Source organism: Nocardia implantans (assembly GCF_035544775.1).
GTDB classification, from domain to species: domain Bacteria; phylum Actinomycetota; class Actinomycetes; order Mycobacteriales; family Mycobacteriaceae; genus Nocardia; species Nocardia implantans.
Map to the genome: position 1 here is coordinate 70695 of NZ_JAYKYQ010000005.1, position 14097 is coordinate 84791.

The following is a 14097-nucleotide window of genomic DNA, read 5'->3' on the forward strand; positions in this document are numbered from 1 at the left end:
CGACAGGAGTCACAGCACATGTTCACAGGCATCGTCGAGGAACTCGGCGAGATCGTCGCCAGCGAGCAGCTGACCGACGCCGCGCGGCTGACGATCAAGGGCGAGTTGGTGACCTCCGATGCCGGGCACGGTGATTCGATCGCCGTGAACGGCGTGTGCCTGACCGTCGTCGAGGTGGTCGGCGGCGACTCCTTCACCGTCGATGTCATGGCGGAGACCCTCAACCGCTCCAGCATCGGCAAGCTGGACGTCGGCGCCAAGGTGAATCTCGAGCGCGCCGCCGCACTGAACAGCAGGCTCGGCGGCCACCTGGTCCAAGGTCACGTCGACGGCACCGGCACCGTGCTCTCGCGCACGCCGTCGGACAACTGGGACGTGGTACGGATCTCGCTGCCCGAGAACATCGCTCGCTACGTCGTGGAGAAGGGTTCGATCACGGTGGACGGCATCTCGCTCACAGTCTCCGGCCTCGGCGTCTCCGACGAGCCGGCCGAGACCGGCAGCAGGGACTGGTTCGAGGTCTCCCTCATCCCCACCACCCTCTCGCTGACCAACCTCGGCTTCGCCACCGTCGGCACCACCGTCAACCTGGAAGTCGACGTCATCGCCAAGTACGTCGAACGCCTCCAGCAGCGCGGCTGACCGTGGCCGCCCGCTTGTTCCCGCCCACGCGGGACGAAGGGTGCGCGTCGGCGTTCACCGGACCTCCGCGCGGGGTAGGCCTATGTTGTGCGATAGGCATGCGCGGGCCGCAGCGGGCAACCCGCCTCCCCCGTCGCGCCGCTCAGCATCGGCGATCACTCCGCCGCGCCGCGTCGCCCTGCGGCGAACGCGGGGGGCCGGTGATCATTGCTCAGCGCAGTCAGTTCGGTAGCACTGCGCAACCGCGGGTTGTGCCAGCCCCGCGGGCACTTCACTCGGGTGCGGCGGCCCCGATCTCGCGCGCCTGGATCCGCACTCCGTCTTTCGGGCGAAGCGAGACGAAACCCGTGTCGCCCGTCGACCGGGGCGTGCCCGAGATGCCGGCATGCGCGGCATAGCGGGCGCGGGGTCGCCGACCGACAGCCCGTCAGGAAGTGGCCGACATGCGGATGCGCTGCTGCTGACCTTGCGCAACCAGATGAACCTCACCCCGTCTTTCGAGCGCAGCGAGACCGAGCATCCGCCGTTCGCGGCCCGGCTCGCGTCCGAGTGGCCGCCGCGTCCGCGACGAAGTCGCCAGCGGCGGCCGCTCGGCCGCGAGCCACAAGAGGGCCGCGAACACCCAGCGCCGCAGGCGCTGGCAAGACCAACACAGCCGCGAACACCCAGCGCCGCAGGCGCTGGCAAGACCAACACAGCCGCGAACACGCAGCGCCGCAGGCGCTGCAAATTCAACCCAGTACTGTGGTGAGGCACCTATTTCGAGATGGAGCACAGCAGACGTGACCAGGTTCGACAGCATCGAGCGCGCAGTCGCCGACATCGCCGCCGGTAAGGCGGTCGTCGTCGTCGACGACGAGGACCGCGAGAACGAGGGCGACCTCATCTTCGCGGCGGAGAAGGCCACCCCGGAACTGGTCGCCTTCATGATCCGCTACACCTCCGGTTACATCTGTGTGCCGCTCACCGGCGACGACTGCGATCGGCTCGGCCTGCCGCCGATGTACGCGATGAACCAGGACAAGCACGGCACCGCCTACACCGTCTCGGTGGACGCGCGCGAGGGCGTCACGACCGGCATCTCCGGCGCCGACCGCGCCACGACGATGCGGCTGCTGGCCGACGCCGACGCGAAGGCCGACGACTTCACCCGGCCCGGCCACGTGGTGCCGTTGCGCGCCAAGGACGGTGGCGTGCTGCGCAGGCCCGGTCACACCGAGGCCGCCGTGGATCTGGCGCGTATGGCTGGTTTGCGCCCGGCGGGCGTGATCTGCGAGATCGTCAGCCAGAAGGACGAGGGCCACATGGCCCGCACCGAGGAGTTGCGCGTCTTCGCCGACGAGCACGAGCTCGCGCTGATCTCGATCGCGGACATGATCGCGTGGCGGCGCAGGCACGAGAAGCATGTGGTGCGGGTGGCCGAGGCGCGCATCCCCACCGCGCACGGCGAGTTCATGGCCGTCGGCTATCAGAGCATCTACGACGAGGTCGAGCACGTCGCGCTGGTGCGCGGCGACATCAGCGACGGTGACGACATCCTGGTCCGCGTGCACTCGGAGTGCCTGACCGGTGACGTGTTCGGGTCGTTGCGCTGCGACTGCGGTCCGCAGCTGGATGCCGCGCTGGAGATGGTCGCGGCCGAGGGGCGCGGCGTGGTGCTGTACATGCGCGGTCACGAAGGCCGCGGGATCGGCCTGATGCACAAGTTGCAGGCCTACCAGCTGCAGGACTCCGGCCACGACACGGTGGACGCGAATCTCGAGCTCGGCCTGCCCGCCGATGCCCGCGATTACGGCACCGGCGCGCAGATCCTGGTGGACCTGGGCATCCGGTCGATGCGGTTGCTCACCAACAACCCGGCCAAGCGGGTCGGCCTGGACGGCTACGGCCTGCGGATCACCGAGCGTGTGCCGATGCCGCTGCGCGCGAACGCGGAGAACCTGCGCTACCTGCGCACCAAGCGCGACCGCATGGGCCATGACCTGATCGGACTCGACGAGCTCGACCTCGGCGAGACCGCGCACTGAACTGCGAACCGACTCCGAAAGGCGGACATCGATGAGCGGTACCGGGGTACCGACTTTCGCGCTGGCGGATGCCAAGGACCTCTCCTTGGGCATCGTCGCCTCGCGCTGGCACACCCAGATCTGCGACACCTTGCTGGCGAACGCCGAGCGGGTGGCCAAGGACGCGGGCGTCCAGCAGATCACGGTGGTGCGCTGCGCGGGCGCGATGGAGCTGCCGGTGGTGGCCCAGGAGCTGGCCAAGTCGCACGACGCGGTGGTGGCCCTCGGTGTGGTGATCCGGGGTGACACGCCGCATTTCGAGTACGTCTGCGACGCGGTGACCGCGGGGCTCACCCGGGTTTCGCTGGATGAGGGCACGCCGGTCGCGAACGGGGTGCTCACCACCAACAACGAGCGGCAGGCGCTGGACCGGGCCGGGCTGCCGGACTCCCATGAGAACAAGGGCGAGCAGGCGGCCGCCGCGGCGCTGGACGCCGCGCTGACGCTGCGCGCCCTGCGACAGTCCGCGTAGCGATGCCGGTCGTCCGTATCTTCCGGAGGAACGCGGTCGCGGCCGACGACGCGTCCGAGTGGGACTTCGAGGTGCGGCCCCGGCGCGCGGTGCGGACGGCGTGGATCGCGGCGGTGCTGGTGGCAGCCGCGTTCACGGTGGGCGGTATCTGGCTGCGCAGCGGGTCCACCGGCGTGAACTTCCGGGTGGCCGATCAGATCGCGATGATCGGGATCGGCGTGCTCGGCGCCGCGGCGGTGCTGTTGCTGACCAGGCCGCGCTTGCGCGTCGGTCCGCGGGGCGTGTCGGTGCGAAACATCTTGGGCGACAACGAGTTCCCTTGGGACTACATCCGAGGCGTTTCCTTCCCTGATCGGAAGTCCTGGGCGCGCTTGGAGTTGGTCGACGACGACTACGTCCCGCTGCTGGCGATCCGCTCGAACGACAAGGAGCACGCGGCGCGGGCGATGGCTCGGCTGCGCGAACTCGGCGCGAAGTATTCCGGGAGGAAGTGAGCGGGCGCTGCCCGGTTCGCGCGGGTCCGCGTGGTCGTCTAGCCTCGCGGTCATGGAGCCAGGTGCGTCCGTTCTCGCGGCGGCTTTCGCCGACGATCCACTGATGACCTACTTCTGGCCGAGGAAGCCGCGGCGGCGAAAAGCGTTGCCGCTGTTTTGGGAATCGCGTATCGCGTCGCGCCGAAGGAACGGCCTGGTCGATCTCGCGCACGATGCGGAGGGCACCCTCGCGTGTGTGGCGTTGTGGGAACCGGCGCACGTGGTGTCACCGACGGCGAAGCCGTTGACCTTGCTGCGGGCACTGGGGCCGGGCACGGCTCGGGCGCTGGCCGCGGGGCGGCGAATGGAGCACGCACGGCCGCGGACGCCGCATCTGTACCTGGCCGCCATCGGGACGATGCCCGGTGCGCAGGGCCGGGGACTGGCGACAGCGCTGCTCGAACGGCGATTGGCGGCGGCCGAGCAGGACTGCTTCCTGATCTCGAACACCCGCGGCACGGTGCCGTTCTACGCGCGATTCGGGTTCGAGCCGCAAGGCGAGCTGCCGATCGGCCGGGGTCCGGTCGTGTATCCGATGGTCCGGAGGAGATAGTCCCGGTGGGCTCGGCGATTGCCCGACGTGCCACCGCCGGGACAGGGCGGGCGCTCACCGGACCGCGCCCGCCCGTTCGATCACCGGGTATCGCCGAGGACCGCGCCCTCTCGCCGTGGATCCGCGCCGCCGATCCAACCGTCGGCGCCGTCGCGTTTCAGGGCGCTGAGGCCGCTGGTCTGTGGCGCCACCGAGACCTGATGGCCGAGCTGACGCAGCCGCAGCACCAGGGGGTCGTGGTCGCCGTTGTCGCTGGCGTCGATCGCGGGGTGTTCGCCGCCGATGCCGGTGGACGGAGTGTTGCCGGCGCCGAAGGCGACCGCGGAGACCGCCTGTTGCGGATCCAGACCCCAGTCGAACATGTTGACCAGCGTCTTCACCACGAACTGGATGATCACCGAACCGCCGGGCGAGCCCGCGACATGCGTGAGCGCGCCGCGCGAGCCGTCGGGCGCCTTCCCGAAGATCAGCGTCGGGCTCATGGAGCTGCGCGGGCGCTTGCCCGGCTGCACCCGGTTGGCCACCGGCACGCCGTCGGCCCCCAGCGGATCGGCGTTGAAGTCGGTGAGCTGATTGTTCAGCACGAAGCCGTCGACCAGGTGGAACGAACCGAACGCCGACTCCACGGTGGTGGTCATCGCCGCGGCGTTGCCGTACTTGTCGACCACCGAGATGTGGCTGGTGCCGTGCTCGGGCGGTTGCGGTCCGACGCCGAGCGGCACGGGGCCGAAGTCACCCGGCTGCGCGGTGCCCATGCTGCGGTTCGGATCGATCAGCCCGGCGCGCTGCCGCAGATAGTCGCGATTGAGCAGGGTTTGCGCCGAATTGCCCGGCAGCGGCACGAAATCCGGATCGGCCACGTACTTGTTGCGATCGGCGTAGGCGAGGCGCTCGGCCTCCGAGATCAGATGCACCGCCTGGGCATCGGGTTTGCCGCCGTTGCGATCGATGCCGTCGGGCCGCAGGGCGGCCAGGTCGAAGTTCTCCAGGATGCCCAAGGTCGCGGCGACGGTGATGCCGCCCGAGGAGGGGTTCGGCATGCCGCAGAGTTCGTGCTCGCGGTAGCCGGTGCACAGGGCGGTGCGCTTCTTCGCCTGGTAACCGGCCAGATCCTGGGTGGTGATCAGGCCGGGAGTGCGCCCGCCGGAGGACCGCCCCGCGGCCGCGACGATGTCCTGGGCGATGGCGCCGGTGTAGAAGGCCTGCGCGCCCTCGGTGGCGACGGCGCCGAGCGTCTTCGCCATCGCCGGGTTGGTCAGTACGGTGTCGGCGGTCTTCGGGCTGCCGTCGGGGTTGAGGAAATAGGCCTTTGCGTCTTCGTCCGCGGCGAGGTCCTTGGCCGACTCCGCGATCTGCCCCGCGAGGCGGGGGCTGATCCGGAAACCCTGATCGGCCAGTCCGATGGCCGGGTCGAACAGCTCGCGCCACGCGGTCTTGCCGTGATCGCGATGCGCCAGTTCGAGCATCCGCAGCACGCCGGGCACGCCGATGGAGCGGCCGCTGGCCCGGGTGCTCGGCTTGGGTTCGGTGCGATCGGTGTCGCTGATCCAGCGCAGATAGTTCTCGGTGGCGGCGGCAGGGGCCGTCTCCCGGCCGTCGTAGGCGTCCACGGTCTTGGTGTTCGCGTCGTAGTAGACCAGGAACGCGCCGCCGCCGATCCCGGACGCCTGCGGCTCGACCAGACCCAGCACCGTCTGGGCCGCTACCAGCGCGTCGGCCGCGGTGCCGCCGTCGCGCAGGACCTCGCATGCGGCCTTGGTCGACACCGGGTTCGCCGTGGACACCGCGAAAGTGTGCGTGCGCACCGGCGTCATGTTCGAACGATAGCCGGACGCTATTTCCGGGTTGGTGCTGAGATCTTTGGTGCCGCTGCCCGCGGGCCCGGCCGCGGAAGCCGTCACCGGCGTGCCGTTCGGCACCGTCTCGCAGACGCCGCCCGCCTGGTCTTCGCCGGACGAACAGGCGGTGGCCATGCCGACGGTTAGTGCGAACGCCGCCGCCGCGGCGACCCGAGTTCCTCGCTTGCGCCCCATGCCGGGACTCTAACGCCCGCTACCGACGGCCGCGCCGGTTTCCTTCCCACCGGCGAAATCGCCCTGGCCGCAGCGTGTGTCGAATCGGGGAGGACCGGGAAGGGGTGTGCGGACCCGCCGGTGCCGCGCGCGCTGCCGGTAGGCTGGCCGAGTGGCGATCGAGGCGGTGCTGTTCGACTTCTCCGGGACCCTGTTCCGCTTGGAGGCCGACGAGTCCTGGTACGCGGAGCTGACCCGCCCGGACGGGCAGGCGTTCGACGTGGACGAGAAGGCCGAGATCATGCGGCGGATGACCGCGCCGGTCCACCAGGTCGTCGAGTTCGACGAGGAGACGCAGTACGCCTGGGACCACCGCGACCTGGACCCGGCGCTGCATCGCAAGGTGATGATGAAGGTGCTGCGCGCGTCGGGAGTGCCCACCGACGAGGACGCCGAACGACTGTACGCCCGGCTGCTGGACCCGCTGGAGTGGACGCCCTACCCCGACAGCGCTGCCGTTCTCGATCTGCTTGCCGCACAGGGGATTCCGGTCGCGGTGGTGAGCAACATCCCGTTCGACATCCGGCCCTCGTTCGCGGCGCGCGGCTGGGATCGGCTGGTCGGCGCGTTCACTCTCTCCTACGAGGTCGGCGCGATGAAACCCGCTCCGGAGATCTTCCGTTCCGCGCTGGGGGAACTGGGTGTGCCCGCGGAAGCCGCTTTGATGATCGGCGACAGCGCCGAGGCCGACGGCGGGGCCGAGGCGCTGGGCAGCCGATTCGCTCTGGTCGAGGCCCTGGCCACCGCCGAGCGCCCGGACGCGCTGCTGACCGCGCTGCGCCGGCACGGTCTGGTGGCGTAACCCGCTCGGCCCCGGCGGGATCGATCGGGTTCATTCGCCGAAGTCCGAGTTGTGCCGGACGTCACCGTGTTACGGTGCGATTCCGGCGTGTTCGCAGGTGCGCCGGACGGTTCGCCTACCAACGGGGGTACGGCTGTGAGCTTGGCGTTCTCCGGTGAGGAGCCCTCCGTCGGCGTGGAAACGGCCATGCCAGACGCGGTTAGGGACGTGCGGGAAGCCGTCGCCGGGATGGCGGGATTCGGACTCGCGTATCCCGTGCTGATGAATCTGACTCGCGGCGGCGACGCGGCCGCGACGGCATCCACCCAGTTCTGCGTCGCGTGGGCGCTGGGCCTGCTCGTGCTCGGATTCGCCGAGGGCGCGCCCGCCGTGCGCAGGCTGACGCTCGCGCTGGCACTGCTGCAGGCGGTGGTCGGGTGCTGGGCGGTCAGGGACCTCGCGACCGTCCCGCCCGTCGTCGGCCTCGTCGCCGCGGGGTACTCGCTGGCCACATCGGCGGCCGTCGTGCACCTGCTGTGCCGCCAGGAAGCCAAGGCGTGGTTCGGCGTCCCCGTGCGCTGAACTCCGCCGGGAGCCGCCGTCGGCCGGGCTGTCGGTCCCGGTCTATACCCTGGATGGGTGGCAGATCCAGCGACGTACCGGCCCGCGCCGGGCACGATCCCCGTCGAACCAGGCGTCTACAAATTCCGCGACGCCCATCGGCAGGTCATCTACGTCGGCAAGGCCAAGAGCCTGCGCAGCAGGCTCAATTCGTATTTCGCCGACGTCGCCGGGCTGCATCCACGCACGAGGCAGATGGTCACCACGGCCGCCAGCGTGGAGTGGACGGTCGTCTCCACCGAGGTGGAGGCGTTGCAGCTGGAATACAACTGGATCAAGGAGTTCGACCCCCGCTTCAACGTCCGCTACCGCGACGACAAGTCCTATCCGGTGCTCGCGGTCACCCTGAACGAGGAATACCCGCGGCTGTTCGTCTACCGCGGCGCACGGCGCAAAGGCGTCCGCTATTTCGGCCCCTTCGCGCACGCGTGGGCCATCCGCGAGACGCTGGATCTGCTGCTGCGGGTGTTTCCCGCGCGCACCTGCTCCAACGGAGTCTTCCGGCGGCATAGCCAGATCGGGCGTCCGTGCCTGCTCGGCTACATCGACAAGTGCTCGGCCCCGTGCGTCGGGCGGGTGAGCGCCGAGGAGCATCGCGCGATCGTCGAGGACTTCTGCGATTTCCTCGCGGGCCGCACCGATCGCTTGGTCCGTGAGCTGGAGCGCCGGATGCACGATGCCGCCGAAGACCTGGACTTCGAACTCGCCGCCCGGCTGCGTGACGACGTCCAAGCGCTGCGCCGCGCGCTGGAGAAGCAGGCGGTGGTGCTCGGCACGGGCACCGACGCCGACGTCATCGCCTTCGCCGCCGACGAACTGGAAGTGGCGGTGCAGGTCTTCCATGTGCGCGACGGCCGGGTGCGCGGCCAGCGCGGCTGGGTGGTCGACAAGTCGGGTGACGCGGTCGACGTCCCGGAGGCGGGCGGGGAGCTCGCCGCGCTGGTCGAGCAGTTCCTCACCCAGTTCTACGGCGAGCAGGTCGCGGTGGCCGAGCAGGCCGCCGACGAGCAGCCCGCCGCCGTGGTGCCCCGCGAGGTGCTCGTGCCCGAGCTGCCCGCCGATGTCGAGCAGGTCCAGCAGTGGCTGTCGGACCTGCGTGGTTCGGCGGTGAAGCTGCGCGTGCCCCAGCGCGGGGACAAGAAGGCGCTGGCCGAGACCGTGCAGCGCAACGCGATGGAGGCGCTGGCCCAGCACAAGCTCAAGCGCGCGGGCGATCTGACCTCGAGATCGCAAGCGCTGCAGGAGATCCAGGACGCCTTGGAGCTGGACACCGCGCCGCTGCGCATCGAGTGCGTCGACGTGAGCCACGTGCAGGGGACCGATGTGGTCGCCTCGCTGGTGGTCTTCGAGGACGGTCTGGCCCGCAAGTCCGAGTACCGCCACTACACGATCCGGGAAGCGGCGGGCGAAGGCCGCTCCGACGACGTCGGCAGCATCGCCGAGGTGACCCGCCGCCGCTTCCTCAAGCTGCGCCGCGAGCGCGACCTGATGGAGCACGAGGATCTCGCCGCGACCGGAGGCGACGAGGACGCGCTCGACCTCACCTCCCGCCCCGGCATCGATCCCCGCACCGGGCGTCCGCGCAAGTTCTCCTACCCGCCCAACCTGTTCGTCGTCGACGGCGGCGCGCCCCAGGTCGCGGCGGCCGCCGAGGTGCTCGACGAGCTGGGCATCACCGATGTCGCGGTGATCGGACTGGCCAAACGCCTGGAGGAGGTCTGGGTGCCCGGCGAGAGCGATCCGGTGATCCTGCCGCGCACCAGCGAGGCGCTGTATCTGCTGCAACGGGTCCGGGACGAGGCGCACCGCTTCGCCATCACGTTCCATCGCAGCAAACGCTCCCGCCGGATGACCGCCTCGGCGCTGGACTCGGTCCCCGGGCTCGGCACGGCGCGCCGGACCGCGCTGGTCACCCATTTCGGGTCGGTGGCCAAGCTCAAGCAGGCCACGGTCGAGGAGATCACCGAGGTGCCCGGCATCGGGTTGGCGACCGCGAAAGCGGTCCTTGCGGCGCTCGAGTCCGAATAGTCAGTCGACAGTGCACCGGAAGTTTCGGTTTCGCGTACGTTGTGTCTGCGGCCGATACCGAAGCCGGTGCGCGATGATCGGAAGGCACCCCAGAGACGGATCCGGTAGGACATGACACGCGTCGAATCGAACAGCAGTGCGGGCAGCCCGCCGACGAGCGCGGGACGAGCGGCCTCGTCCAGCGCCGTCGGCGGGGCGAACCCACAGGTCGAGGTCGTGATCGTGACCGGGCTCTCGGGCGCGGGCCGAGGCACCGCCGCCCGCGTGCTCGAAGATCTCGGCTGGTACGTGGCCGACAACCTGCCTCCCGAGCTGTTCGGGCGGATGGTGGAACTGGGCGCTTCGGCGAAGCCGCCGATCCGCCGTCTCGCATTGGTCATGGACGTGCGCAGCCGGTTCTTCACCGGCGACCTGTCGGTGGTCACCGAGCAACTGCGGGCTCTCGGCGTGCGCACCAGAGTCCTTTTCCTCGAGGCCTCCGACGACGTGCTGATCCGCCGTTTCGGTTTCGCGCGGCGCAGGCATCCGCTGCAGAGCGAGAGCAAGGACGGCACGCTGTCGGCGGGCATCGCCGCCGAGCGAGTGCGCCTTTCGGCCGTGAAGGCCGCCGCCGATCTGGTGATCGACACCACCGAGCTGTCCATCCATCAGCTGCACCGCAAGATGGAAGAGGCCTACGGCGGCGGCGCGCCCACCGCGTTGCAGCTCACCGTGCAGTCGTTCGGCTTCAAGTACGGGGTTCCGCTGGACGCGGACATGGTGTTAGATGTCCGTTTTCTACCCAATCCGCATTGGATACCGGAGTTGCGGGAACATACCGGTCAGGAGACGGTGGTCAGCGAGTACGTGCTGTCGCGTCCCGGTGCGGAGGATTACCTGCGCACCTGCCACCACCTGGTCGAGCTGACCACGAACGGTTACCGCCAAGAGGGGAAGCGATACATGACGGTCGCAGTGGGCTGCACCGGAGGCAAGCACCGGAGCGTCGCGATTGCCGAGGCACTGGGCGAGTTGATGAGCGAGGTCACCGGCGCGGCGGAGGAGTCCGCCGACGTGGTCCGGGTCGTGCATCGAGATCTGGGGCGAGAATGACCGGTTGGGAATCCAATCCCAGCATCGTCGCGCTGGGTGGCGGACACGGGCTGTACGCGACGCTGACCGCGGTGCGGCGGCTGACCAGGAAGATCTGCGCGGTGGTCACCGTCGCCGACGACGGGGGCTCATCGGGGCGGCTGCGCGCCGAGCTGGGGGTGCTGCCGCCGGGTGATCTGCGGATGGCCCTGGCCGCGCTGGCCGAGGACGCCGACGGCGTCTGGACGCGGACCGTGCAGCATCGCTTCGGCGGCACCGGCGCGCTGGCCGGGCACTCCGTGGGCAATCTGATCCTGGCCGGGCTCACCGAGGTGCTCGGCGACCCGGTGGCCGCGCTCGACGAAGTCGCCCGCATGTTGCGCATCACCGGCCGGGTGCTGCCCATGTCGCCGATCGCGCTGGACATCGAGGCGGATGTGTCCGGGCTCGAGGCCGATCCTCGGGTCAGTCGCTGCATTCGCGGCCAAGTTGCCATCGCCACGACGCCGGGTAAGGTGCGGCGGGTGCGGCTGATTCCGTCCGATCCACCGGCCAGCCCGGAGGCGACCTCGGCGATCGAACACGCCGATGTCGTGGTGCTCGGTCCGGGATCGTGGTTCACCAGCGTGATTCCGCACGTCCTCGTCCCGGAGCTACGGGAGGCCCTGGTGTACACCAGGGCGCGGAAAGTCCTCGTGCTCAATCTCGCCGCGGAGCCGGGGGAGACCGCGGGGTTCTCCGCCGAACGGCATTTGCATGTATTGTCCCAGCACGCACCGGAATTCGTCGTCGATGAGGTGCTGGTCGACTCCGGCTGCGTGCCGGAGGGCCGCGAGCGGGAACATGTGGCCAGGGCTGCCGAGCAGTTGCGGGCGCGAGTAACCTTCTCCGATGTCGCCGAAGCGGGAACGGACCGGCATCACCCCGGAAAACTTGCCGCCGCACTGGATCAACTGATCCGGCAACCTCGGCCGCAAATGGCAGGGCTTCGAGTCGAGGGACGGCACATGGGTCAGGATGTGCGTTCCGGGTTGGGTGGAAAGGAGCGCGTCCCGTGGCGATGACAGCCGATGTGAAAGACGAGCTGAGCAGGCTCACGGTGTCGCAGGTGAGTTCCCGCAAGGCGGAACTGTCCGCTCTGCTGCGTTTCGCGGGCGGCCTGCACATCGTCGGCGGCCGGGTGATCGTCGAGGCCGAGGTGGACATGGGGTCCATCGCGCGCAGGCTGCGCCGGGAGATCTTCGAGCTCTACGGCTACGGCTCCGACGTGCACGTGCTCGGCGCGGGCGGACTGCGCAAGACCTCCCGGTACGTGGTGCGCGTCTCCAAGGAGGGCGAGGCGCTGGCCCGGCAGACCGGTCTGCTCGACGTCCGCGGCCGCCCGGTGCGCGGTCTGCCCGCGCAGGTGGTCGGCGGCAGCATCGCCGACGCCGAAGCCGCTTGGCGCGGTGCGTTTCTCGCCCACGGCTCGCTCACCGAACCCGGACGTTCCTCGGCGCTCGAGGTCAGCTGCCCCGGTCCAGAGGCGGCGCTGGCGCTGGTCGGCGCGGCCCGGCGGCTCGGCATCACGGCCAAGGCACGGGAGGTACGCGGCACCGATCGCGTGGTGGTGCGCGACGGTGAGGCGATCGGCGCGCTGCTGACCAGGATGGGCGCGCACGGCACCAGGATGGTGTGGGAGGAACGCAGGCTGCGCCGCGAGGTGCGCGCGACCGCGAATCGGCTGGCCAACTTCGACGACGCCAATCTGCGCCGCTCGGCGCGGGCGGCGGTCGCGGCGGCGGCGCGGGTGGAACGCGCGCTGGAGATCCTCAGCGACGACGTGCCCGATCATCTCGCCGCGGCGGGCCGGCTGCGGGTGCAGCACCGGCAGGCGTCGCTGGAAGAACTGGGCCAGCTCGCCGACCCGCCGATGACGAAAGACGCTGTCGCCGGCCGTATCCGGCGGCTGCTGTCGATGGCCGACCGGCGCGCCAAGGAGCTGGGCGTGCCCGACACCGAATCGGCCGTCACGGCCGAACTGCTCGACGAAGCCTGAGCACGCGTTTTCCGCGATCCCCGCGCCGCCCCCGGTCGCGGGGATCGCGTGTTTCCGCCCCTCTGCCGCTCGTGCTGGTCGGGCGTCTGACCAGGCATCGCGGGCCGTGTGAAAGCCAGGTGCGTGTCGGCGAGGTCACGGCAGGACGTTAGTGTGAGTGGACATCGGAATGATCCGCTGGAAAGTTGAGGAGCGATAACGTGACTGTCCGGGTAGGCATCAACGGCTTCGGTCGTATCGGACGTAACTTCTTCCGGGCGGTGGAGGCGCAGAAGGCGCTCGGCACCACCGACATCGAGATCGTCGCGGTCAACGACCTCACCGACAACGCGACCCTCGCGACCCTGCTCAAGTACGACTCGATCCTGGGCAGGCTGCCCCAGGACGTCTCCCTCGACGGCGACGACACCATCGTGGTGGGCGACCAGCGGATCAAGGCGCTGGCCATCAAGGAGGGCCCCGCCGCGCTGCCCTGGGGCGACCTGGGCGTCGACGTGGTCGTCGAGTCCACCGGCATCTTCACCGACGCCACCAAGGCCAAGGGCCACCTGGCGGCGGGCGCCAAGAAGGTGATCATCTCCGCGCCGGCCAAGGGCGAGGACATCACCATCGTCATGGGTGTCAACGACGACAAGTACGACGGCAGCCAGAACATCATCTCCAACGCCTCGTGCACCACCAACTGCCTCGGCCCGCTGGCCAAGGTGCTCAACGACGAGTTCGGCATCGAGCGCGGCCTGATGACCACCATCCACGCCTACACCCAGGACCAGAACCTGCAGGACGGCCCGCACAGCGACCTGCGCCGCGCCCGCGCCGCCGCGCTGAACATCGTGCCCACCGGCACCGGCGCCGCCAAGGCCATCGGCCTGGTGCTGCCCGAGCTGCAGGGCAAGCTCGACGGCTACGCGCTGCGCGTTCCGGTCCCGACGGGCTCGGTCACCGACCTGACCGCCACCCTGCGCAAGTCGGCCTCGATCGAGGAGATCAACGCCGCCTACAAGGCCGCCGCCGAGGGTCCGCTGAAGGGCATCCTGAAGTACAACACCGACCCGATCGTCTCCAGCGACATCGTCACCGACCCGGCCTCGTCGATCTACGACGCGCCGCTGACCAAGGTGATCGACGACCAGGTCAAGGTCGTCTCCTGGTACGACAACGAGTGGGGCTACTCCAACCGTCTCGCCGATCTCATCGGCCTCGTCGGCAAGTCGCTCTGA

Annotated in this window: 13 protein-coding genes; 12 read left to right on the top strand and 1 reads right to left on the bottom strand. The window is 69.7% G+C overall.

Annotated features, from left to right (window positions below; all coding sequences use genetic code 11):
• Positions 1–18: 18 nt before the first annotated feature.
• The 5 genes from U3653_RS13570 to U3653_RS13590 all read left to right on the top strand — a co-directional run bounded on the left by U3653_RS13570 (position 19) and on the right by U3653_RS13590 (position 4266).
• Positions 19–642 carry a riboflavin synthase gene (locus U3653_RS13570; RefSeq protein ID WP_195080234.1) on the top strand — a complete coding sequence of 208 codons (624 nt, stop codon included), beginning with the start codon at positions 19–21 and terminating at the stop codon, positions 640–642.
• 782 nt (positions 643–1424) lie between these two features.
• A complete protein-coding gene (locus U3653_RS13575; RefSeq protein ID WP_039798874.1) occupies positions 1425–2669 on the top strand; it encodes a bifunctional 3,4-dihydroxy-2-butanone-4-phosphate synthase/GTP cyclohydrolase II in 1245 nt (414 codons plus the stop codon).
• A 31-nt stretch (positions 2670–2700) separates the two neighbouring features.
• Complete coding sequence (ribH, locus tag U3653_RS13580) at positions 2701–3180, top strand: 6,7-dimethyl-8-ribityllumazine synthase (protein ID WP_039798873.1); 480 nt, start codon at positions 2701–2703, stop codon at positions 3178–3180.
• Positions 3181–3182: 2 nt separating this feature from the next.
• Entirely contained in the window at positions 3183–3674 is a 492-nt protein-coding gene (locus U3653_RS13585; protein ID WP_195080233.1) for a PH domain-containing protein, read from the top strand.
• Between the two features lie 52 nt (positions 3675–3726).
• Positions 3727–4266, top strand: coding sequence for a GNAT family N-acetyltransferase (locus U3653_RS13590; protein ID WP_195080232.1), 540 nt, complete (start codon positions 3727–3729; stop codon positions 4264–4266).
• Positions 4267–4346: 80 nt separating this feature from the next.
• Here U3653_RS13590 and U3653_RS13595 read toward each other — a convergent pair whose 3' ends face one another.
• Entirely contained in the window at positions 4347–6239 is a 1893-nt protein-coding gene (locus U3653_RS13595) for a gamma-glutamyltransferase family protein (protein ID WP_323124031.1), read from the bottom strand.
• Between the two features lie 211 nt (positions 6240–6450).
• On the opposite strand from U3653_RS13595, the gene U3653_RS13600 reads away from it, so the two are divergent.
• From U3653_RS13600 to gap, 7 genes are all read left to right on the top strand, one after another.
• Entirely contained in the window at positions 6451–7140 is a 690-nt protein-coding gene (locus U3653_RS13600) for an HAD family hydrolase (RefSeq protein WP_195080230.1), read from the top strand.
• A gap of 186 nt (positions 7141–7326) precedes the next feature.
• A complete protein-coding gene (locus tag U3653_RS13605) occupies positions 7327–7701 on the top strand; it encodes a hypothetical protein (RefSeq protein WP_195080229.1) in 375 nt (124 codons plus the stop codon).
• 57 nt (positions 7702–7758) lie between these two features.
• On the top strand, positions 7759–9768 hold the full coding sequence (gene uvrC / locus U3653_RS13610) for an excinuclease ABC subunit UvrC (protein WP_195080228.1): 2010 nt from the start codon (positions 7759–7761) through the stop codon (positions 9766–9768).
• A 111-nt stretch (positions 9769–9879) separates the two neighbouring features.
• Positions 9880–10860 carry an RNase adapter RapZ gene (rapZ, locus tag U3653_RS13615; protein ID WP_195080227.1) on the top strand — a complete coding sequence of 327 codons (981 nt, stop codon included), beginning with the start codon at positions 9880–9882 and terminating at the stop codon, positions 10858–10860.
• Positions 10857–11903: a gluconeogenesis factor YvcK family protein gene (locus U3653_RS13620; protein WP_067801940.1), complete on the top strand. Its 1047-nt coding sequence runs from the start codon at positions 10857–10859 to the stop codon at positions 11901–11903. The genes rapZ and U3653_RS13620 overlap by 4 nt, the downstream gene beginning before the upstream one ends.
• Positions 11894–12877, top strand: a complete 984-nt coding sequence (whiA, locus tag U3653_RS13625) for a DNA-binding protein WhiA (protein WP_043693711.1) — start codon at positions 11894–11896, stop codon at positions 12875–12877. The genes U3653_RS13620 and whiA overlap by 10 nt, the downstream gene beginning before the upstream one ends.
• 200 nt (positions 12878–13077) lie before the next feature.
• Entirely contained in the window at positions 13078–14097 is a 1020-nt protein-coding gene (gene gap, locus U3653_RS13630; protein WP_063017743.1) for a type I glyceraldehyde-3-phosphate dehydrogenase, read from the top strand.

What these genes read in the sequence shown, in the direction of transcription:
- U3653_RS13570 (WP_195080234.1), top strand. Translation starts at nt 19, where the DNA reads ATGTTCACAGGCATCGTCGAGGAACTCGGCGAGATCGTCGCCAGCGAG.
- rapZ (WP_195080227.1), top strand. Translation starts at nt 9,880, where the DNA reads ATGACACGCGTCGAATCGAACAGCAGTGCGGGCAGCCCGCCGACGAGC.
- U3653_RS13595 (WP_323124031.1), bottom strand. Translation starts at nt 6,239, where the DNA reads ATGGCCACCGCCTGTTCGTCCGGCGAAGACCAGGCGGGCGGCGTCTGC.
- U3653_RS13605 (WP_195080229.1), top strand. Translation starts at nt 7,327, where the DNA reads ATGCCAGACGCGGTTAGGGACGTGCGGGAAGCCGTCGCCGGGATGGCG.
- U3653_RS13585 (WP_195080233.1), top strand. Translation starts at nt 3,183, where the DNA reads ATGCCGGTCGTCCGTATCTTCCGGAGGAACGCGGTCGCGGCCGACGAC.
- U3653_RS13590 (WP_195080232.1), top strand. Translation starts at nt 3,727, where the DNA reads ATGGAGCCAGGTGCGTCCGTTCTCGCGGCGGCTTTCGCCGACGATCCA.
- ribH (WP_039798873.1), top strand. Translation starts at nt 2,701, where the DNA reads ATGAGCGGTACCGGGGTACCGACTTTCGCGCTGGCGGATGCCAAGGAC.
- U3653_RS13620 (WP_067801940.1), top strand. Translation starts at nt 10,857, where the DNA reads ATGACCGGTTGGGAATCCAATCCCAGCATCGTCGCGCTGGGTGGCGGA.